At 72.8% G+C, this 19376-nt stretch carries 13 protein-coding genes; 8 read left to right on the plus strand and 5 right to left on the minus strand.

Going from position 1 to position 19376, the window contains the following annotated elements:
* Positions 1-154 precede the first annotated feature (154 nt).
* Complete coding sequence (locus tag MKW14_RS24635; RefSeq protein ID WP_308314625.1) at positions 155-730, plus strand: SigE family RNA polymerase sigma factor; 576 nt, start codon at positions 155-157, stop codon at positions 728-730.
* A 131-nt stretch (positions 731-861) separates the two neighbouring features.
* A complete protein-coding gene (locus tag MKW14_RS24640) occupies positions 862-1908 on the plus strand; it encodes a hypothetical protein (protein ID WP_308314623.1) in 1047 nt (348 codons plus the stop codon).
* A gap of 10 nt (positions 1909-1918) precedes the next feature.
* On the opposite strand, the gene MKW14_RS24645 is transcribed toward MKW14_RS24640, so the two are convergent.
* The 3 genes from MKW14_RS24645 to MKW14_RS24655 are packed head-to-tail and all read right to left on the minus strand — an operon-like array spanning position 1919 to position 4006.
* Entirely contained in the window at positions 1919-2716 is a 798-nt protein-coding gene (locus tag MKW14_RS24645; protein ID WP_240865382.1) for an SURF1 family protein, read from the minus strand.
* A 45-nt stretch (positions 2717-2761) separates the two neighbouring features.
* Positions 2762-3136, minus strand: a complete 375-nt coding sequence (locus MKW14_RS24650; RefSeq protein WP_240865383.1) for a nuclear transport factor 2 family protein — start codon at positions 3134-3136, stop codon at positions 2762-2764.
* Positions 3137-3166: 30 nt separating this feature from the next.
* Positions 3167-4006, minus strand: coding sequence for a class I SAM-dependent methyltransferase (locus MKW14_RS24655; RefSeq protein ID WP_240865384.1), 840 nt, complete (start codon positions 4004-4006; stop codon positions 3167-3169).
* Between the two features lie 114 nt (positions 4007-4120).
* Between MKW14_RS24655 and MKW14_RS24660 the strand changes: the two genes are divergently transcribed.
* A complete protein-coding gene (locus MKW14_RS24660; protein WP_240865385.1) occupies positions 4121-5941 on the plus strand; it encodes a S9 family peptidase in 1821 nt (606 codons plus the stop codon).
* A gap of 197 nt (positions 5942-6138) precedes the next feature.
* Here the strand turns inward: MKW14_RS24660 and MKW14_RS24665 are convergent, their stop codons facing one another.
* Positions 6139-8070, minus strand: coding sequence for a potassium channel family protein (locus tag MKW14_RS24665; RefSeq protein WP_240865429.1), 1932 nt, complete (start codon positions 8068-8070; stop codon positions 6139-6141).
* 332 nt (positions 8071-8402) lie between these two features.
* On the opposite strand from MKW14_RS24665, the gene MKW14_RS24670 reads away from it, so the two are divergent.
* Together MKW14_RS24670 and MKW14_RS24675 are read left to right on the plus strand one after the other, a co-directional pair.
* Entirely contained in the window at positions 8403-9470 is a 1068-nt protein-coding gene (locus MKW14_RS24670) for a permease (RefSeq protein ID WP_240865386.1), read from the plus strand.
* The gene (locus tag MKW14_RS24675; RefSeq protein ID WP_240865387.1) at positions 9467-10261 is read left to right on the plus strand and encodes a TIGR03943 family putative permease subunit; all 795 of its coding nucleotides are present in this window, start codon (positions 9467-9469) and stop codon (positions 10259-10261) included. The genes MKW14_RS24670 and MKW14_RS24675 overlap by 4 nt, the downstream gene beginning before the upstream one ends.
* A gap of 13 nt (positions 10262-10274) precedes the next feature.
* Here the strand turns inward: MKW14_RS24675 and MKW14_RS24680 are convergent, their stop codons facing one another.
* Entirely contained in the window at positions 10275-11333 is a 1059-nt protein-coding gene (locus tag MKW14_RS24680) for a PucR family transcriptional regulator (RefSeq protein ID WP_240865388.1), read from the minus strand.
* A gap of 194 nt (positions 11334-11527) precedes the next feature.
* On the opposite strand from MKW14_RS24680, the gene MKW14_RS24685 reads away from it, so the two are divergent.
* The 3 genes from MKW14_RS24685 (at position 11528) to MKW14_RS24695 (ending at position 19359) form a co-directional block, all read left to right on the plus strand.
* Positions 11528-12142, plus strand: a complete 615-nt coding sequence (locus MKW14_RS24685; protein WP_240865389.1) for a hypothetical protein — start codon at positions 11528-11530, stop codon at positions 12140-12142.
* Positions 12143-12212: 70 nt separating this feature from the next.
* Positions 12213-14324 (plus strand): flotillin family protein, encoded by a 2112-nt coding sequence (locus MKW14_RS24690; RefSeq protein WP_240865390.1) that lies wholly within the window; start codon positions 12213-12215, stop codon positions 14322-14324.
* Positions 14325-14418: 94 nt separating this feature from the next.
* The gene (locus tag MKW14_RS24695; protein ID WP_240865391.1) at positions 14419-19359 is read left to right on the plus strand and encodes a DNA repair ATPase; all 4941 of its coding nucleotides are present in this window, start codon (positions 14419-14421) and stop codon (positions 19357-19359) included.
* The last annotated feature ends 17 nt before the right edge of the window (positions 19360-19376 follow it).

Here is a 19376-nt window from a genome sequence, read left to right on the forward strand (position 1 = left end):
AAGCGAGACGGTCGATCGCGGCACATGACGCGAAAGTGACGCCCGGCACGTACAACCCTCCCGGGGGGAAGCGTGTCCAACTGGCGTGGCTCAGGTTCTCGACTTCTCCGCTGCGACCCGCAGCCGACCCCGGATGCCCGGCGCGCCCGGCGGCATGCCGGTGATCGCGCCCATGCCCGCGGCGCGGCCCACCCGCATACCGAACCAGCGCGACGGCGTCGAGGACGTGACGGCCGCCGGAACCACCGTCGACCACCTCACCGAGACCTACCGCGCGCACTACCGCTCGCTGCTGGGCCTCGCCGCCCTCCTGCTCGACGACACCGCCTCCTGCGAGGACGTCGTCCAGGAGGCCTTCATCCGCGTCCACTCCGCGCGCAAACGCGTCCGCGACCCCGAGAAGACGCTCGCCTACCTGCGGCAGACGGTCGTCAACCTCTCCCGCTCCGCCCTGCGCCGCCGCATCCTCGGCCTCAAGCTGCTGTCCAAGCCGATGCCGGACATGGCCAGCGCCGAGGAGGGCGCGTACGACCAGCTCGAGCGCGACTCCCTGATCAAGGCGATGAAGAGCCTGCAGCGCCGCCAGCGCGAGGTCCTGGTGCTGCGCTACTTCGCGGACATGACCGAGGCGCAGGTCGCCGAGACGCTCGGCATCTCGCTGGGCTCGGTCAAGGCGTACGGCTCCCGGGGCATCGCGGCTCTCCGCCTCGCGATGGAGGCGCCGGCATGAGCGAGGACGGCGAGTCCCGTGACTCCCACGAGCGCCATGACTCCCACGAGCGCCATGAACCCTTCGCGTGGCACGAGCCGACGCGCACGAACGAGCAAGAGCACAGCCAATCGCACGCTGGGAACGGAACTGTGAACGACGGCCTCGACGACCGGAGCGCCGAAAGGCTCGGCCCGGACGAGCTGGCCCTGCGCAGGATGCTGCACCAGGCGGTGCAGACGGTCGAGCCGCGCGACGGCACCCTGGACCATCTGCGCCGTGCGGTGCCCGCCCGGCGGGCCCGCAAGCGGCAGGCCATGGTCGGCATGGCGGCGGCCGCCCTGTTCATCGGCACCGCCGTGCCGGCCCTGGTGCACGTCTCCAACTCCACCGGCTCCGACGTCAACCCCTCCGTCGCCGGCCAGGCCTCCCAGGCGCAGGGCGGGGCGAGCCAGGGAAAGAACACGGACGGCAGTGAGAGCACCGCCGGCGGCGGCACCGGGACCTCCCCGGGCCACGGCAAGGGCGACACCAAGGGCGACGGCAAGGGCAGGAACACCGGCGCCGGGACGGGCGGCAGCGCCGGCACCGGCCCCTCGTCCACCAGCGCCTCCGCCCCGGTGTGCACGGCGGCCCAGCTGGGCTCGGCCACCGGGACGACCGCCGCGCCCGACTCCACCGGCGCGGTGTACGGCACCTTCCGCGTCGTCAACGTCTCCACCGGCTCCTGCACCGTCGGCGGCCCCGGCTCGGTGAGCACCCTCGCCCAGGGCGCGGCCGACGCCACGAAGATCACCACGGCCCGGCATGTCTCCGGGGACGCGGCGGCCGGGCTGCCCGACCCCACGACCGAGGTCACCTCGCTCCTGCTCGCTCCGGGCGCCTCCTACGAGGTCAAGTTCGCCTGGGTGCCCACGGAGACCTGCCCCACCACCGGCACCGGCTCGGGCGGCACCACGGACGGCGGGTCCACCGCCAGCCCCACGCCCACACCGGACTCGGGCACCACCTCCGGCTCGGCGTCGAGCGGCACGGACAGCGGAGTGACGACCCAGATGTTCACCGAGGACGGCGGCACGGCGGACGGCTCCGTCGTCATCCCCTACACCGCGGAGGCGGGCTCGCCGACGGTCTCGGCGACGGTGTCCGGCGCGTGCGCGGGTGTCGTGTACTACACCGGGCTGCTCGCCGGGTCCTGACGCCTCGCCGTCAGACGCCGGACGGGCTGGCCTGGGACACGGTCTCCTCGTCGGGGACCAGGCCCATCCGCGCGTCCCGCGCGAACTCGGTCTCGCGGCGCAGCAGACGGAACCACATGAAGACGGCGAAGCCGGCGAAGACGAACCACTCACCGGTGTAGCCGAGGTTCTGGAAGGCCTTGAGGTCGAGACCGGAGTCCGGCGGCGCCGTCGCGGGCACGGCCCTCATCCCGGAGTCGGCCTTGTCGAGCGTGATCCAGGCGTCCTCCACGCCGTACGGCACCAGGTTCACCAACGAGGCCGCGCTGATCGCGGCGGTCTGCCCGGCCGGCAGCCCGCCCTGAGCGCTCACGCCGTTGTCGCCCGGGGTCTCGGAGGCCTGCAGCGCGCCGGTGACGGTGACCTCGCCGGTGGGTGCGGCGGGCGCCTTCGCCGGATCGGCGGCGCCCGGCAGCCAGCCGCGGACCACGGGCAGCGCCTCGCCGCCGTCCATCCGCAGCAGGGTCAGCACGTAGTAACCCTGCTTGCCGTCGAGCTGGCGGTTGGGCACGAGCAGCTGCTTGCCGTACCGGCCGGTCGCGGTGACCTGCTTGCCGGAGGTCGCCTTGTTCACCGGCAGCAGCTCGCGCAGCGGCCGGGCCGCCTCGTGCCGGTCCGTCGTGACCCGCTCGGTCGCCTCGCGGTGGTCCTGCACCCGGCCCTCGAACCGGCTCAGCTGCCAGGACCCCATGAAGATGCAGAAGGGGATGGCGAGCAGCACGAAGACGTTGATCCCCCACCAACGGGGCGTCAGCAGAAACCGGTACACGCCTTCAACGGTACGGTGCCGTTCCGGTGAGCGGGGCAGGGGGGTTCAGTAGCGCTCGGCGAGGTGGTCGCGCCCGGGCGGGGGCTCGTACGGCTCCGGCCAGAAGTCCGTGATCGCGGATATACGGCCGTCCTCGTCCCCGGTGAAGAAGGAGATGCCGTACATCTCCTCCAGTCCCACCGTGAAGTGCGTCCAGCTGACCACCTGCCCCGGCTCGGCGACCAGGCGCTCGATCCGCAGATGCCAGTCACCCGGATACTCCCGGTTGAACCGCACGTACCGCTCCCGGCCGCTGATCCTCTCGCGGGTCTGCGGCAGGGTGTAGACGACGTCCTCGGCGAGCGTGCCCGCGAAGGCGTCCCAGTCCCGGGCCTCGGCGGCGGCCCAGAACCTCTCGACTGTCGTGCGCAGATCGGTCATGCCGAAGAGTGTGCACGCCGCCACTGACAATCAGACTCTGCGCGCCTTCAGCGAGTACATCAGCGGGATGCCCGGGCGGCTCGGCGGGAAGCGGTAGTAGCCGTCGTCGTGGCGCTCGAACGCCTCGAAGCGCTGGAAGACGGAGACGTCGTGCTCGTGCAGGAACTCGATGCGCAGACCCGTCGCGGCCAGGGCGGAGACGACCTCGCCGAGCGGATGCTGCCACTCGACGGTCCGGTTGTGGACGGTGTCCGTGCTCTGCGCCGCGTACGTGCCGGGGTGGTCGTAGACCTGCGCGGCCCGGTCGAAGTAGTCCCGCACCACCCGCGAACCGGTCTCGTCGTCGAGGACGTCGGTGAGCGGATGGAACTCGGCGAGATACAGGAACCCGCCCGGCGCGACCAGCGCGGCCGCCGTCTCGGCCCACCGCCGGACGTCGGGCAGCCAGCACAGCGCCCCGACCCCGGTGTAGACGATGTCGTACGACGGCTCCGGCACCGCGCGCACCGCGTCGTACACGTCCGCCGCCACGAACTCCGCCCGCCCCGGCCCGAACCCGAGTCCGGCGGCGAGGCCCCGGGCCACCTGGACGGCCGGTGCGGAGAAGTCGAGGCCGACGACGCGGGCCGCGCCGTGCCGGGCCCAGGAGAGGGTGTCGGTGCCGATGTGGCACTGCAGATGGAGCAGGGTCCTGCCGGTCACGTCGCCGACCTCGGCCAGTTCGAAGGAGCGCAGGGCCTCGTTGCCGGCCCGGAAGCCGTCCAGGTCGTAGAAGTCGCCGGTGGCGTGCAGCGGGACCCTCTCGTCCCAGTTGGCACGGTTGGTCTCACGCCAGTCGGAGGGGACCTCGGCGGGGACGGGGGAGGACATGATCGCGCCTTCCTGACCTGCTTGGACGGGTGTTCGGTAAGTGCCGGGTAGAAGTTATCCACAGCCTGGGTCCCGGGCCAGCGAATTGTCGGCGGGGGCGGGCACTATGGGGCCATGACTGAGAGCAACGGGTCCGACGCGCCGGATCAGGTACAGAACGAGAACACGCCGGACTGGGAGAAGCGCTTCCGGGCGCCGCGGGTGTCGCTGCCCGACTGGGCGGAGGACGCACCGGACCGCTCCCTGTTCGTGTCGAACGCGACGGGGACGTACGAGCTGTACGCATGGGACCGCTCGACCGGCGCCCAGCGCCAGGTGACCGACCGGCCGAACGGCACGACGGACGGCGTGCTCTCCCCGGACGGCGCCTGGATCTGGTGGTTCGACGACAAGGACGGCGACGAGTTCGGCGTCTGGCGCAGACAGCCCTTCAGCGGCGGCCCGGACGAACCCGCCGCCCCGGGCCTGGACCCCTCCTACCCGGCGGGCCTGGCCCTCGGCCGCGACGGCCGCACCGCCGTCGTCGGCCGCTCCACGGACGAGGACGGTACGACGATCCACCTCGTGCGCACCGGCGAGGACCCCGTCGAGATCTACCGCCACCGCGAGTCCGCGGGCGTCGGCGACCTCTCCCACGACGGCTCCCTCATCGCGATCGAGCACACCGAGCACGGTGACGCGATGCACTCCGCGCTGCGCGTCCTGCGCCCCGACGGCACGGCGGTCGCCGAACTCGACGACACCCGCGGCGGCACCGAGGAACTCGGCCTGGAGGTCCTCGGCTTCGCACCCGTCGAGGGCGACACCCGCCTGCTCGTCGGACACCAGCGCCGGGGCCGCTGGGAGCCGGCGGTGTGGGACGTGGCCACCGGCGAGGAGACCGACCTCGCCCTGGACCTGCCCGGCGACGTCAGCGCCGAGTGGTACCCGGACGGCACCGGCCTGCTCATCGCCCACAGCTTCGAGGCACGCAGCGAACTCTTCCGGTACGACCTGGCCGCCCGCTCCCTGGAGCGGATCCCGACCCCGCCCGGCACGGTCTCCGGGGCGACGGCCCGCCCCGGCGGCGCCGTGGAGTACCTGTGGTCCTCGGCCGCCGAGCCGTCGGCGGTCCGCTCCACCACGGGCGAGGTCGTCCTCGACCCGCCCGGCATGAAGTCCCCCGGATCGGTCCCGGTGGAGGACGTGTGGGTGGAGGGCCCGGGCGGCCGCATCCACGCCCTGGTGCAGAAGCCGGCGGGCGCCACCGGCCCCCTGCCCACGGTGTTCGACATCCACGGCGGCCCCACCTGGCACGACAGCGACTCCTTCGCGGCGGGCCCGGCGGCCTGGGTCGACCACGGCTACGCGGTGGTCCGGGTCAACTACCGCGGCTCGACCGGCTACGGCCGCGCCTGGACGGACGCCCTCAAGCACCGGGTCGGACTGATCGAGCTGGAGGACATCGCGGCGGTCCGTGAATGGGCGGTGACCTCGGGCCTCGCCGACCCGGCCCGGCTGATCCTCACCGGCGGCTCCTGGGGCGGCTACCTCACCCTCCTCGGCCTGGGCACCCAGCCGGACGCGTGGACGCTGGGCATCGCGGCGGTCCCGGTCGCCGACTACGTCACGGCGTACCACGACGAGATGGAGGCGCTGAAGGCCATGGACAGAACCCTCCTGGGCGGCACCCCGGAGGAGGTCCCCGACCGCTTCGAGGCGTCCTCCCCGCTCACCTACGTCGACAAGGTCACGGCCCCGGTCTACATCTCGGCCGGCGTCAACGACCCACGCTGCCCCATCCGCCAGATCGAGAACTACGTCAAACGCCTGGAGGCCAGAGGGGCGACCCACGAGGTGTACCGCTACGACGCCGGGCACGGCTCACTGGTGGTGGACGAACGGATCAAACAGGTCCGCCTGGAGCTGGACTTCGCGGACCGGCACCTGGGCTGACGGGAGGTTCTCGAGCGCCGGGTGGGTGCTTCGGGCCGTCCGGTGATCGAGGAAGGGGGTGCTTCGGGCCGTCCGGTGATCGAGGAAGGGGGTGCTTCGGGCCGTCCGGTGATCGAGGAAGGGGGTGCTTCCGCCCGTCCGGTGATCCAGGACGGGGGGTTGCTTCGGCCCGTCCGGTGTTCGAGGACGAGGTTCGTTCAGGGCCGGAGCGGGCGTCCGGGGGCGGTGGCCCCCGGCACCGCGCGCTCCGGGGACCGGCGGCCGAGCAGTTCCGCCAGCCCCCGCCGCGTGGCCGCGAGCACCACCCGGTCCGTCCCGCTCAGCACATACGCGTCGGGCAGGTCCCACACCAGCCCCGAGTTCCGCCCGTCCTCGTACGCCTCCTCCGCGGCCGACTCCTCCCGCCGCCCGGCGGCAGCCCCCGTGTCCAGCGCCAGCACCCGCCACGATCCCGCACGGAAGGCCTCCGCGACGGTCTTCCCCTCCAGTTGGGGATGCCCGGCCACCTCCACCGCGGCGAACAGCAGCACCCGCCGCTCCACCGGGATCGCGCCCAGGATCTGCCGCCCCATCATCGCCCCGGCGAACGCGGGAGCCGCCAGGTGCGACACGCTCCGGCTCCGGGTGGACGCCCGGGGGTGGGCGGCCCGGAGCGTCCGGTAGACGGCCGTGGAGAAGTCGTCGTCGTACAGCCGCAGCACCACCCGCAGATCCGGCCGCACGGAGCGCGCGTACAGCGCGGCCTCCAGATTCGTCGTGTCGGCGCTGGTCACCGCGAGCAGCGCATGCGCCCGATGGATCTTCGCGGCCTCCAGCACCCCCTCCTGCGTGACGTCCCCGAGCACCACCGGCACGCGCAGCCGCCGGGCCGTGGCCAGCCCCCGCGCCTCGGGATCGGACTCCACGCAGACCACGGGGACGCTCAGTTCCCGCAGCCGGGTCAGAACCCGCGTACCGATCTTGCCGAGTCCGAGGAGGACGACATGACCGCCCATTCCCCGAGGCGGCTTGCGCAGCGCGGAGGCGCTCCGGAAGGTGCCCAGCGCCTCGAGCACCGCAGCCAGCAGCACCGGCAGCAGCAGCAACCCGACGAGCCCGGACAGGAGTTGGAGAATCTGCCGCCCGACGGAGGCGCCGATGGCCGGGTCGTCGATGGCGAACAGATCGAGCAGCGTCAGATAGAAGGCCTTCAGCGGATGGATCCCGGTCACCAGCCACAGGGCGACCGCGAGCGCGACCACGCACGCGACCATCCCGGCCAGCGACCACCGCAGCCGCCGCGAGAACAGCGAGGCGAACGGCACGGCACCGCGCGCCGGCGGCAGCGAGGGGCCGGCGTACGAGACCTGTTCCAGCACGACCGTCCCGCGCCCGGTCGCGCCGCGCACCGCCTCCGCGTCGGGCAGCAGCGACGGCCCCTCGTCGCCGGGCCCGGAGCCCTCCGGGGCGCCCGAGCCGTTGCCGGTCGGGGACAGCAGCGCGAGCGTGGCCAGCCCCGGCTCGGCCACCTGCCCGGGCCGCGCCGTCCGCTCCACCGCCCGCAGCAGCAGCCCGTCGGTCTGTACGACCTTGCTGGTGCCGGCGACGGCGGTGGCGGCCAGCGCCGGCGCGGCCGTGTCGGCGTCGGACAGCACGGTCGTGGAGGCGTCGACGCCGGCTCCGTCGCCGTCGCCCGCGGCCAACGCGGCCGCCTGGTCGAGGAGTTCCTCGATGTGCTGGCCGAGCCGCCGGTTGTACAGGCGCAGCACGAGCCGCAGCCTGGGGTTGAGACGGCGGGCGGTGAGCGCGGCGCGGATGTTGGTCTCGTCGTCGTCGTACACGAGCGCCAGCGCGGCGGCCCGTTCGACACCGGCGGCGGCGAGCGCTGCCTCGTTCGGCTCGGTGGCCTCCATGACGGGGGCGCCGACGACGGGGGCGCCGGCGACGGGCTCGCCGTTGCCGCCCGCGCGGTTGACGGCCGCGGTCACCCGGTCGAGCAGTGCCGCCGTGGTCGCCCGGGCCCGCCCCACCACCGGCGGGCGCACACTCCGCTCGGAGGGCGGCACGACGAGCGTGACCTGCTCGCCGTACACACCGCGCAGTTCGGCGGCCAGGCGGTGTGCCAGGCCGTCGTCACCGCACACCACCATGTGCCCGGAGGGGTCACCACTCGGCACGCCTTGACTCGGAACGCTCCCCACGAGGGAAAAGAGTGCACCAAGAAGACAGGTGGTTCCAGCAGCCACTGAACGCTCACCGTCCTCCCACCGTAGGGAAGGGGAGGGAACCAGCGCCCTGCCGCACCACCGGAGGTACCTCGCCCGTGGCCATCACCGAAGAAGCCCCCAGAGGGCCGACCAGCCAGGCCCCGGCCCCACCCTCAGACCCGCCGACGAAACCGGCCGCCTCGAAGTCACCGGATGCGAAGCCTGCGGAGGCGAGGTCTGCGGACGCGAGGTCTGCAGATGCGAAGGCCGCGGACGTGAAGTCGCCGGATGTGAAGCCCGCCGACGCGAAGGCGCCGGACAACGCGACGCCCGCCGCCGACGCAAAGTCGCCGGACAAGCAGCCCCCCGACGCGCAATCGCCTGCTGCGAAGCCCGGGGATTCGAAGTCGCCCCTCGTTCTCACGTTGCTGTTGCTCTCCGTGGTGCTGTTGCAGGGGCCGATCCGTGGGGCGTTGTCCGCGCCGGTGATGCAGAGCTGGATGACGGTGTTCGTGGCCGTGCTGGTGCAGGCGCTGCCCTTCCTGGTGCTCGGCGTGCTGCTCTCGGCGGCGATCGCGGTGTTCGTGCCGCCGTCGTTCTTCGCCCGCGCGCTGCCGAGCCGCCCGGCGCTGGCGGTGCCGGTGGCCGGGATGGCGGGCGCCATGCTGCCGGGCTGCGAGTGCGCGTCGGTCCCGGTGGCCGGAGCGCTGGTACGCAGGGGCGTGACCCCGGCCGCGGCGCTCGCGTTCCTGCTCTCCGCCCCGGCGATCAACCCGATCGTGCTGACGGCGACCGCGGTGGCCTTCCCCCGCAACCCCGAGATGGTCCTCGCCCGGTTCCTCGCCAGCCTGCTGGTGTCCTGTGTGATGGGCTGGCTGTGGCAGCGCCTCGGCCGCACGGACTGGCTGCGCACACCGGAGCGTTCGCACTACGAGGGCCCCAGCAAGGGCGCCGCCTTCTGGAACTCGGTGCGGCACGACGTGATGCACGCGGGCGGCTTCCTGGTCGTCGGCGCGATGGCCGCGGCGACGCTGAAGGCGCTGGCCCCGGCGAGCTGGCTGCGCACGGCCGCGGAGAACCCCCTGGTCGCGATCCTCGCCCTCGCCGTCCTCGCCGTACTGCTGTCGATCTGCTCGGAGGCGGACGCGTTCGTGGCGGCCTCGCTGACCCAGTTCTCCCTGACGGCCAAACTCGCGTTCCTGGTGGTGGGCCCGATGATCGACCTCAAGCTGTTCGCGATGCAGGCCGGTACCTTCGGCCGCGGCTTCGCCCTGCGGTTCGCGCCCGCCACCTTCGCCCTGGCGATCGTCGGCGCGGTCCTGACCGGGGCGGTGCTCCTGTGAACCGACAGGCCCAGGCGGCCATCCTGTTCCTGACCGGCGCGGCCCTGCTGCACGCCGGCCTGACGAACCTCTACCTGCGCTACGTCAAGGCGGGCCTGCAACCCCTGCTGCTGGCGTCGGGAGCGATCCTGATCCTCGCCTCGCTGACGACGGTCTGGTACGAGTGGCGAGGCCGCAAGCCCAAGGCAACCGAGACCCAGGACCCCAACCACAACCCCAACCACGAGCACGAGCACGCGCAGGAAGACGGCCACGGGCACGGGCACGACCACGAGCACGCCCACCGCGAACCCCGCATCTCCTGGCTCCTGGTACTCCCTCTCCTCGCCCTCATCCTCGTCGCCCCGCCGGCCCTCGGCTCGTACAGCGCGATGCGCACCGGTACGGCCCTGCAGCAGCCGTACGGCTACAACAAGCTGCCCGCGACCGGCCCGCTGAACCTCACCGTGGTCGACTACGCGGGCCGCGCCGTCTACGACCACGGCCGCTCCATAGCGGGCCGCCAGATCCACGTGACCGGCTTCGTCGCCCTGGACCACACGGGCGCCCCCTACCTGGTCCGTATGGCCCTCAACTGCTGCGCCGCGGACGCCCAGCCGGTCAAGATCGCCCTGACCGGCAAGGTCCCGCCGGTTCTGGAGCCGGACAAGTGGCTTGAGGTCACCGGCACTTACACCACCCGGCAGACCAAGGACCCGGTGAACAACGGCCCGATCCCGTACCTGAAGATCACGTCGGCGAAACCGGTACCGACGCCGTCGGACCCGTACGACGAGAGCTGGAACCAGTAACCCGCGACCGCGCTCACACCTCCCGGCCCGGCCACCCCAGCAGCCGCGCACCGATCACCGCCGTCTGCAGCATGTACCGGTGCGCGGGGTCGGCCGGGTCGGCGCCGGTGAGTTTGCGGATGCGGTCCAGCCTGTACGTCAGCGCGCGCACGCTCAGCGACAGACGGCGGGCGGCCTCCGCGGCCACGCAGCCGGAGTCGAAGTAGGCCGTGAGGGTGGCGAGCAGGGGCTCGGCGCCGCCGCGGGCGCCGGTGAGGGGGCCCAGGGCGTCCTGGACCAGGTCGGCCATGGCCTGCCGGTCCCGGGTGAGGACGGGGTAGACGAGCAGGTCCGCGGCGTGGAGCACCGGGCCCTGCAGGTCGAGCCGCCGGGCCAGTTCGAGGGTGTTGAGGGCCTCCTCGTACGACTGGACGATCCCGCCGGCCCCGTGCTGTGGCCGGCCCACGGCGACCCGGCCGCCGTCGGTGGCGGCGTACGCCTGCCGGGCGAAGTGGGTGAGGACCTCGTCCTGGTCGCCGGGCGCGACGCACAGCATCCGGCCGTCCTTGGTGGTGAACAGGATGTTGCGCTCGCCGAAGCGGGCGTTGAGGGAGCGTTCCACGCGGCGCGGGACCGGCGCCGCCTCGTCGTACGCCGTCGGGCCCTCGGCCACCGCGACGGCGTGGGTGTGCGAGAGACGCAGGCCGAAGCGTTCGGCGCGCTCGGCGAGCCGGCCCAGGTCGCTGCGGCCGTAGAGGAGGTCGTCGATGAACTCGCGGCGGGCCGCCTCCTCCCGCCGTACGGCGAGCAGTTGGGCGCGTTCGTAGCCCTCGGCGAAGGCGTCGACCACCTGTTGTACGGCGGCCAGGGTGCTGTCGGCCGAGCCGGGGGTGCGGGGCCAGGCGGCGCGGGTGGCGGCGAGGTGGGCGTCGACCAGGGCGCGCAGCCCGTGACCGGCCTCGGCGGCCTGTTCGCCGAGCGCCCGCCGGGCCTCCAGCTCGTCCCGGGTCAGCCGCCGGCCGGTCACCGAGACGTCGGCCAGCAGTTGGGCATACCCGTCCAGATAGTGGTCGGGTATCGCGTGCTCCGCCACCTCGTCCCCCGTTTTCCTGACGCGCCGGTAACGCTTTCTTAGCACCTGACCGGCATCGAAACCCTAGTGAACACTGCCGGAAACCGGCAATGCGCGGGGGTGCGCGACGCGCGCACCATGAGCATCAGGGGAGCACAACGGGCGGTCCCGGTGCCGGAGTTCGGCATCGGGACCCTGGACGGGGGGTCGGGATCATGCGGGCGTTTCTCACGGCCGCCGCGGGGTTTCCCACCATCCTGTTCACCTCGGCCCTCGCCGTGGTCGTCGTCTTCTGGCTGCTGGCGGCCCTCGGGGCGGCCGACCACCACGGCTTCCACGGGCACCGGAGCGTCGAGGCCTGGGGGATGGGCGGCGTACCGGTGACGGTCGCCTTCTCGCTGCTCACCGCGATCGCCTGGTTCGTCAGCCTGAGCGCGACGGTGCTGCTCGTTCCGCGCGCCCCGGACGGGCTCGCCCGCGCCGCCGTCAGGGCCGCGGTCCTGGCCGGCGCTGTGGTGGCCGCCTGGTGGACGACCCGGCTGCTGGTACGGCCCCTGCGCCACCTCTTCCCCGACACGCCCGGCCCCTCCCGGCAGGACTTCGTCGGCCTGGTCTGCACCGTCCGCACGGGACGGGTGGACGGCGGCTTCGGACAGGCCGAGGTGCGGGCGGCGGACGGCTCCAGCGCGGTGGTCCAGGTGCGCCAGACGGGCGAGGACGCCCTGACCAGCGGCAGTACCGCCCTGCTCTACGCCTACGACGACGTGGGCGAGTTCTTCTGGGTCGCGCCCTACGACAGCGCGCTCGACCCGCGCCCCGACTCCGGCTGATCACCGGCACCCGCCGCGCATCACGCTTCTCTCCCGCACTTTCCTTGATAGGACCCAAGAGGCTCATGTCATGAACGCCATCTCCGTGGGCATCGGCGTGCTCGTCGCCGTCGTGCTGCTCATCGCGCTCACCCTGCTGCTGGTGGTCGGCCGACTGTTCCGCAAGGTGGAGCAGGGCCGGGCGCTGATCATCTCCAAGACGAAGAAGGTGGACGTCACCTTCACCGGGGCGGTCGTGCTGCCGGTGGTGCACAAGGCCGAGTACATGGACATCTCGGTGAAGACCATCGAGATCCGCCGCACCGGCCGCGAGGGCCTGATCTGCCGGGACAACATCCGCGCCGACATCCACATCAGCTTCTTCGTGCGGGTCAACAAGACCGTCGAGGACGTCATCAAGGTCGCCCAGGCCATCGGCACGCACACCGCGAGCGACCCGGCGGCGATCCAGGACTTCTTCGCCGCGAAGTTCTCCGAGGCCCTCAAGACGGTCGGCAAACAGCTGGACTTCGTCGACCTCTACACCAAGCGCGAGGAGTTCCGGGACCGGATCATCCAGGTCATCGGCACCGACCTCAACGGCTACCACCTCGACGACGCGGCCATCGACTTCCTGGAGCAGACGCCGCTGACCCAGCTGGACGCGGCCAACATCCTGGACGCGCAGGGCATCCGGAAGATCACCGAGCTGACGACCCTGGAACACGTGCGCACCAACGAGTACCAGCGCACCGAGCAGAAGGAGATCACCCGGCAGGACGTGGAGGCCCGGGAGACCATCCTGGAGCTGGAGCGCCGGCAGGCCGAGGCCGAGATCAGGCAGCGCAGGGAGGTCGAGACGCTGCGGGCCAAGGAGGAGGCCGCCACCGCGAAGGTGCAGGAGGAGGAACGCCTGGGCGCGCAGGCCGCGTTCCTGCGCACCGAGGAGCAACTCGGCGTCCAGCGCGAGAACCAGGCCCGCGAGATCGCCGTCGCGCAGAAGAACCGCGAGCGGGTCATCGCCGTGGAGAACGAGCGCATCGAGAAGGACCGGCTGCTGGAGGTCATCGCCCGGGAACGGGAGACCTCGCTGTCGCAGATCGCCAGGGACAAGGAGGTCGAGGCCGAGCGCCGTGAGGTCGCGGACGTGGTCCGGGAGCGGATCGCGGTGGACCGTACGGTGGCCGAGCAGGAGGAGGCGATCAAGAAGCTGCGCGTGGTCGAGGAGGCCGAGCGGGAGCGGCAGTCGGTGGTCATCGCCGCGGAGGCCGAGGCGCAGGAGAAGCTGGTCAAGGACATCAAGGCCGCCGAGGCGGCCGAGGCCGCGGCCAAGCACCGGGCGGCCGAGCAACTCACCCTCGCCGAGGCCCGGTTGAAGTCGGCCGACCTCGACGCCCGGGCCAAGCTGCGGCTCGCGGAGGGCGTCCAGGCGGAGGCCGCCGCCGAGGGGCTCGCGGCCGTGCAGGTCCGCGACAAGGAGGCCGAGGTCACCGAGAAGGCCGGGCGCGCGGAGGCCGTGGCCACCGAGGCGCGGATGCGCGCGGAGGCGGACGGCACCGGGGCACGGATGCGCGCGGAGGCGGAGGGCACCGAGGCGCTGCTGCGGGCCGAGGCCGAGGGCGCGCGGGCCAAGGCGCTCGCGGAGGCGACGGCGATCGGCGAGAAGCTGAAGGCGGAGGCCGAGGGCCTGACCGAGAAGGCGGCGGCGATGGCCGCGCTGGACGACGCCTCGCGCGGTCACGAGGAGTACCGGCTGCGGCTCCAGGCGGAGAAGGAGGTCCGGCTGGCCGGCCTCGACGTGCAGCGGCAGGTCGCCGAGGCGCAGGCCACGGTCCTGGCGACGGGCCTGGAGAACGCCGACATCGACATCGTCGGCGGCGACTCCGTCTTCTTCGACCGGCTGGTCTCCGCGGTCGGGCTCGGCAAGGGCGTCGACGGTTTCGTGCGGAACTCCGAGACGGCACAGGCGCTCGCCCGGCCCTGGCTGGACGGCACCGGCAGCTTCACCGACGACCTGGCCCGCGTCCTGGGCTCGGTCTCCACGGCCGACGTGCAGAACCTCACCGTCTCGGCCCTGCTGATGAAGCTCATGAAGACGGGCGGCTCGGAGGCCGGAGCGCTGCGGCAACTGCTCGACCGAGCGGGGGAGTTGGGCTTGGCGGACACTCCGCTGGCCGCTCTGAACGGCAGCGTCAGGGCCTGACGGCCCGCGTCAGGCTCCGATCCGCCGACGGTTCCGGAGCCGCCGCACAGGGGACGGCGGCTCCGGGCCCTTTCCGACCCGTTGAGAGGCATCCATGACCACCGGCCAGGACACCGGTACCGCCGGCGCTACCGGCACCATCGCCACGGCACGCACCACCGGTACGGCAGGCGTCACCAGCACCATCGGTACGGTCGGCGCCGCCGGTACGGCCGCAGCGCCGGAAGGCCCGCGCGACGGCACGTACGAGGTCCTGCGCGACCGCCTCGCCGACCGGGCGGCCGAACTCGCCCGCCGGGCACAGGCGTTGAACATCCGCCGGACGGAGGAGTTCGGCTCCACCCGCCTGGAGCTCACCGGCACCGCCGCCCTCCGCACCGAGCACAGCCGGCTGCCCCGCGACCTCGTCGCCGTGGGCGACACCCTGCTCCTCGGCTGTACCCCGCCCCCCGGCCACACGCGCGACACGACGGTCGCCGACGTCCTCGCCCTCTACGACCGCGACCTGAACCGCCTGCCCGAGGACGCGGTGCCGGGACTGCTCGACGACCCCTCCTTCGTACGGGAGTTCAGCGAGCTGCACCGCTACTACCGCGACGCGCGGCTGCTCCAACTGCGGCACACGGAAGGCAGGTTGCTCGCCGTGTTCCGCATCGGCGAGCAGGCGGACGACATCCGGGTCCTGCGCTGGGCGCTCACCACCGACGGCCGCGCCTCCTTCCTCGACGCGCGCGGCGAACGCGACCATGTCCTGCCGCCCGCCCACGACTTCACCTGGACGGAGACCACCCGCGAGGACCATGTCCTCGGCCGCCACCCGCATGTCTCCGTGCAGGACGAGGTGTTCGTCGGCACAACCGGCGGCACCCTCACCGTGAAGGCCGAGAACGACACCGAGACCGCCGACGGCGTCCACAGCGAGCCGGTCGACGAGCCGCTGCAGTCCCTCGCCGACGCCGAGATCGCCTACGCGCGCGTGGGCGCCCTGATCCTGCTGCGCGTGCGCCCCTACAAGGAGGAAACCCACCGCCACCTGGTCTTCAACACCCTGACCAGGACGGTCGTCCGCCTCGACGGCATCGGCCGGTCCTGCCGCCGGCTGCCCGAGGACCAGGGCATCGTCTTCCCGGGCGGATACTGCCTGGCCACGGGCGCGTACAAGACGTTCGACGGCGTGGACACCGGCGATCTCGAGTTCGAGCGGACGGTGCGCTCACCGAACGGCGAGGACGTCCTGTTCGCGTACCACGCGCGGGTGAGCGGGCGCGGCCTGCTGCTGTCGTACAACATGGTCCGCAAGGAGGTGGCGACCCCGCTGCCCTGCCACGGCTGGGCGCTGTTCGAGGACGGCGCGCTGACGGTCCTGCGCGGCGACTCGGACGAACCCGCGCGTGTGCACCCGGTGCAGCTGTGGAGCTCCCCGTACGTCTCGGATACGTACGCCGCCGCCCGCCCCGTCGGCACCGGCCCGCTGGCCCGCGTCGGCAACGCCGACCTCGCCCGGGGCATCTCCGACTGTCTGTCCCTCACGGCGGCGGCAGCCGAGACGACCCCCACGACCGAGGTGTACGAGGCGCTGGTCGCCGCCTGTGTCCGGGCGGCCGACACCCACCACTGGCTCGGGGACCCCGAACTCGGCGATCTCCGGGCCCCGTTGGACGACGTACGGGACACGGCCGAGCAGGTGCTGGCCGAGTTCGCGACCGTCCGGGAGCTGACCCGCCGGGCCGCCGACGCGCTGACGGAGGCGGCCGACCGGGTCACCGCCCTCGTCCGCCGCCTGCGCGGCGAGGCTCCGCGCGACGCGTCCGGCTGGGCGGCGGGCCTGACCGAACTCCGTCGCGGACAGGGTCGGTTGCTCACGCTGAAGGAGCTGCGGTACGCGGACACCGCCCGGATCGACGCCCTCGCGGCCGACGTCGAGACCGACCTCGCCGGATTCGGCCAGCGGGCGGTCGCCGCGCTGGCCCGCGAGGACGCCTTCGCCGGCTACCACGCGGACATCGAGTCCCTGCTCACCGAGGCCGACACGCTCACCACGGCGGCAGGTGCGGCACCCCTCGCGGCCCGCCTCGACGACCTGGCCGAGCAGCTGCGCACGGTCACCGACGTCGTGACCGGCCTGGACATCGCCGACGCCACGGTCCGTACGTCCGTCCTGCAGCGGGTCGCCGAGGTGCTGGGCGGCGTCAACCGCGCCCGGGCGGTGCTGGACACCCGTCGCCGTGAACTCCGGGGGAGCGAGGGCCGGGCGGAGTTCGCCGCGGAGCTGGCGCTGCTCGCCCAGTCGGTCACCGGCGCCCTCGCCGCGACCCCCGACCCGGAGTCCTGCGACACCCAGCTCACCCGTCTCCTGGTCCAGTTGGAGGACCTGGAGGCCCGCTTCGCGGACTTCGACGACCACCTCTCCCAACTGGCCGACAAACGCACGGAGATCCACGAGACCTTCGCCGCCCGCAAACAGACCCTCACCGACGAACGAGCCCGCCGGGCCGAGCAGTTGACCGTCTCGGCCCATCGTGTCCTGGAGACGGTGACCCGCCGCGCGGCCACCCTCGCCGACGCCGGGGCGATCGGCGCGTACTTCGCCTCCGACCCGATGGTCACCAAGGTCCGGCGCACCGCCGACGCCCTGCGCGCGCTCGGCGACCGCACCCGTGCCGAGGAACTGACCGGACGCCTCACCGCCGCCCGTCAGGAGGCCGCCCGCGCCCTGCGCGACCGCACCGACCTGTACGCCGACGCCGGCCGCACCCTGCGCCTCGGCCGCCACCGTTTCACCGTCACCACCGAGCCCCCGGCCCTCACCCTGGTCCCGGACGGCACCGCCGGCCTGGCCTTCGCCATCACCGGCACCGACTACCGCGCCCCGGTCACCGACCCCGACTTCGCGGCCACCCGCCCCTACTGGGACCGCCCGCTGCCCTCGGAGTCCCCCGAGGTCTACCGCGCCGAACACCTCGCCGCCCGCCTCCTGCACCAACACGGAGCCACCGTGCTGACCGGCACCGACCTCGCCCCGCTGGTCCGCCGCGCGGCCGAGGAGTCGTACGACGAGGGCTACGAACGCGGCGTCCACGACCACGACGCGACCACCATCCTCACCACCCTCCTCCGCCTGCACACCTCCGCCGGCCTTCTGCGCCACCAGCCCGCCGCCCGGGCCACGGCCCAGCTCTTCTGGGCGCACAACACCACCCCCGAATCCCGCGCCGACTGGACGCGCCGCGCCCGCTCGCTCTCCCGAGCCCAGGAGACCTTCGGCCCGACCCCCGCGACCGCCGCCTTCCACACCGAGTGGGCGACGGCGGTGGGCGACGAGGCCGCGGCGCGTTACCTCTACGAGGAGCTGACGACGGACCCCGAGGGCTTCGTCATCAGCGCGGCCACCCGGGAGTTCCTGGACAAGTTCCACCGCTCAGCGGGCCCTTCGGCCTACGACGACGACCTGACCGCCATCGCCGACCTCACCGCCCGCCGCCAACTCGTGGAGGCATGGCTGTCGTCGTACGCCACGGCCAGTGGATACGCCGACCTGCCGGCCGGGTACCTGGCGGAGGCGGTGGCCGCGGAACTCTGCCCCGACCTGCCGCGCTACGAGTCCGACGCCCCGGTGCGGGAGACGGTCACCGGCCTCCTCGGCGCCCACCCCCGCGTCACGGCCGGCACCCTCACCCTCCGTATCGACGAATTCCTGCACCGCACCGAGGAGTTCAGAACCCGTTCGGTCCCCGGCCACCGCGCCTACCAGCGACGCCGCACCGCCCTGCTGACCGCCGAACGGGCCCGCGTCCGCCTGGACGACCACCGCCCCCGGGTGATGACGACGTTCGTCCGCAACCGCCTGGTGGACGAGGTCTACCTCCCCCTGATCGGCGACAGCCTGGCCGGACAACTGGGCACGACCGGACCCGACGGCCGCCCCCCGACCGGCGGCCTGCTCCTGCTCATCTCCCCACCGGGCTACGGCAAGACGACCCTGATGGAGTACGTCGCCGACCGCCTAGGCCTGCTCATGGTCAAGGTCGACGGCCCGGCACTGGGCCGGTCCGTCACGTCCCTGGACCCGGCCGAGGCCCCGAACGCGGCCGCCCGCCAGGAGGTCGAGAAGATCAACTTCGCCCTGGCCGCGGGCAACAACACCCTCCTCCACCTCGACGACATCCAGCACACGAGCCCCGAACTCCTCCAGAAGTTCGTCCCGTTGTGCGACAGCACGCGCCGGATGGAGGGCGTCTGGGCCGGTGAGCCCCGCACCTACGACCTGCGCGGCAAACGCTTCGCCGTCTGCATGACCGGCAACCCCTACACCGAGTCCGGCACGGGCTTCCGCGTCCCGGACATGCTGGCCAACCGGGCCGACGTGTGGAACCTGGGCGACGTACTGACGGGCAAGGAGAAGACCTTCGCCCTCAGCTTCGTCGAGAACGCGCTGACCTCCAACCCGGTCCTGGCCCCGCTCGCGGGCCGCGACTGCGCGGACCTCGACCTCCTGCTCCGCCTGGCCGGGAACGACCCCACGGCCCACCCCGACCGCCTCACCCACCCCTACGCCCCCGCGGAACTGACCCAGATCCTCGCGGTCCTGCGCCACGTGCTGACCGCCCGCGACACGGTGCTGGCGGTCAACGCGACGTACATCGTCTCAGCCACCCGGCCGACTGCCACCCGCCCGGAACCCCCCTTCCACCTCCAGGGCTCCTACCGCAACCTCAACCGCATCACCCGGCGCATCCGGCCGTCCATGAACGCCGAGGAACTGTCCGCGGTCCTGGACGACCACTACCGCGCCGAGGCCCAGACCCTGACGACGAACGCGGAGGCGAACCTGCTCAAGCTGGCGGAGCTACGAGGCACCCTGACGCCCGAACAGGCCTCCCGCTGGACGGAGTTGAAGAATACCCACGTCCACACCCCGACCCTCGGCGCCCCGGACACGGACGCACTCACCCGCGCGGTCGCGGCACTCGGCCTGCTGGCGGAACGGATGGGGGCGGTGGAGGCGGCGATCAGGTCGGCGGGCGAGCGGACATGAGACGAGAGCGAGGCCGA

It is taken from the genome of Streptomyces gilvus (assembly GCF_022513565.1).
GTDB lineage: Bacteria > Actinomycetota > Actinomycetes > Streptomycetales > Streptomycetaceae > Streptomyces > Streptomyces gilvus.

Bases quoted from the DNA above. Each gene is read 5' to 3' on its own strand.
- MKW14_RS24655 (WP_240865384.1), bottom strand. From the start codon at position 4,006: ATGTCCTCCCCCGTCCCCGCCGAGGTCCCCTCCGACTGGCGTGAGACC.
- MKW14_RS24690 (WP_240865390.1), top strand. From the start codon at position 12,213: ATGAACGCCATCTCCGTGGGCATCGGCGTGCTCGTCGCCGTCGTGCTG.
- MKW14_RS24685 (WP_240865389.1), top strand. From the start codon at position 11,528: ATGCGGGCGTTTCTCACGGCCGCCGCGGGGTTTCCCACCATCCTGTTC.
- MKW14_RS24660 (WP_240865385.1), top strand. From the start codon at position 4,121: ATGACTGAGAGCAACGGGTCCGACGCGCCGGATCAGGTACAGAACGAG.
- MKW14_RS24695 (WP_240865391.1), top strand. From the start codon at position 14,419: ATGACCACCGGCCAGGACACCGGTACCGCCGGCGCTACCGGCACCATC.
- MKW14_RS24650 (WP_240865383.1), bottom strand. From the start codon at position 3,136: ATGACCGATCTGCGCACGACAGTCGAGAGGTTCTGGGCCGCCGCCGAG.
- MKW14_RS24665 (WP_240865429.1), bottom strand. From the start codon at position 8,070: ATGGTGGTGTGCGGTGACGACGGCCTGGCACACCGCCTGGCCGCCGAA.
- MKW14_RS24635 (WP_308314625.1), top strand. From the start codon at position 155: ATGCCGGTGATCGCGCCCATGCCCGCGGCGCGGCCCACCCGCATACCG.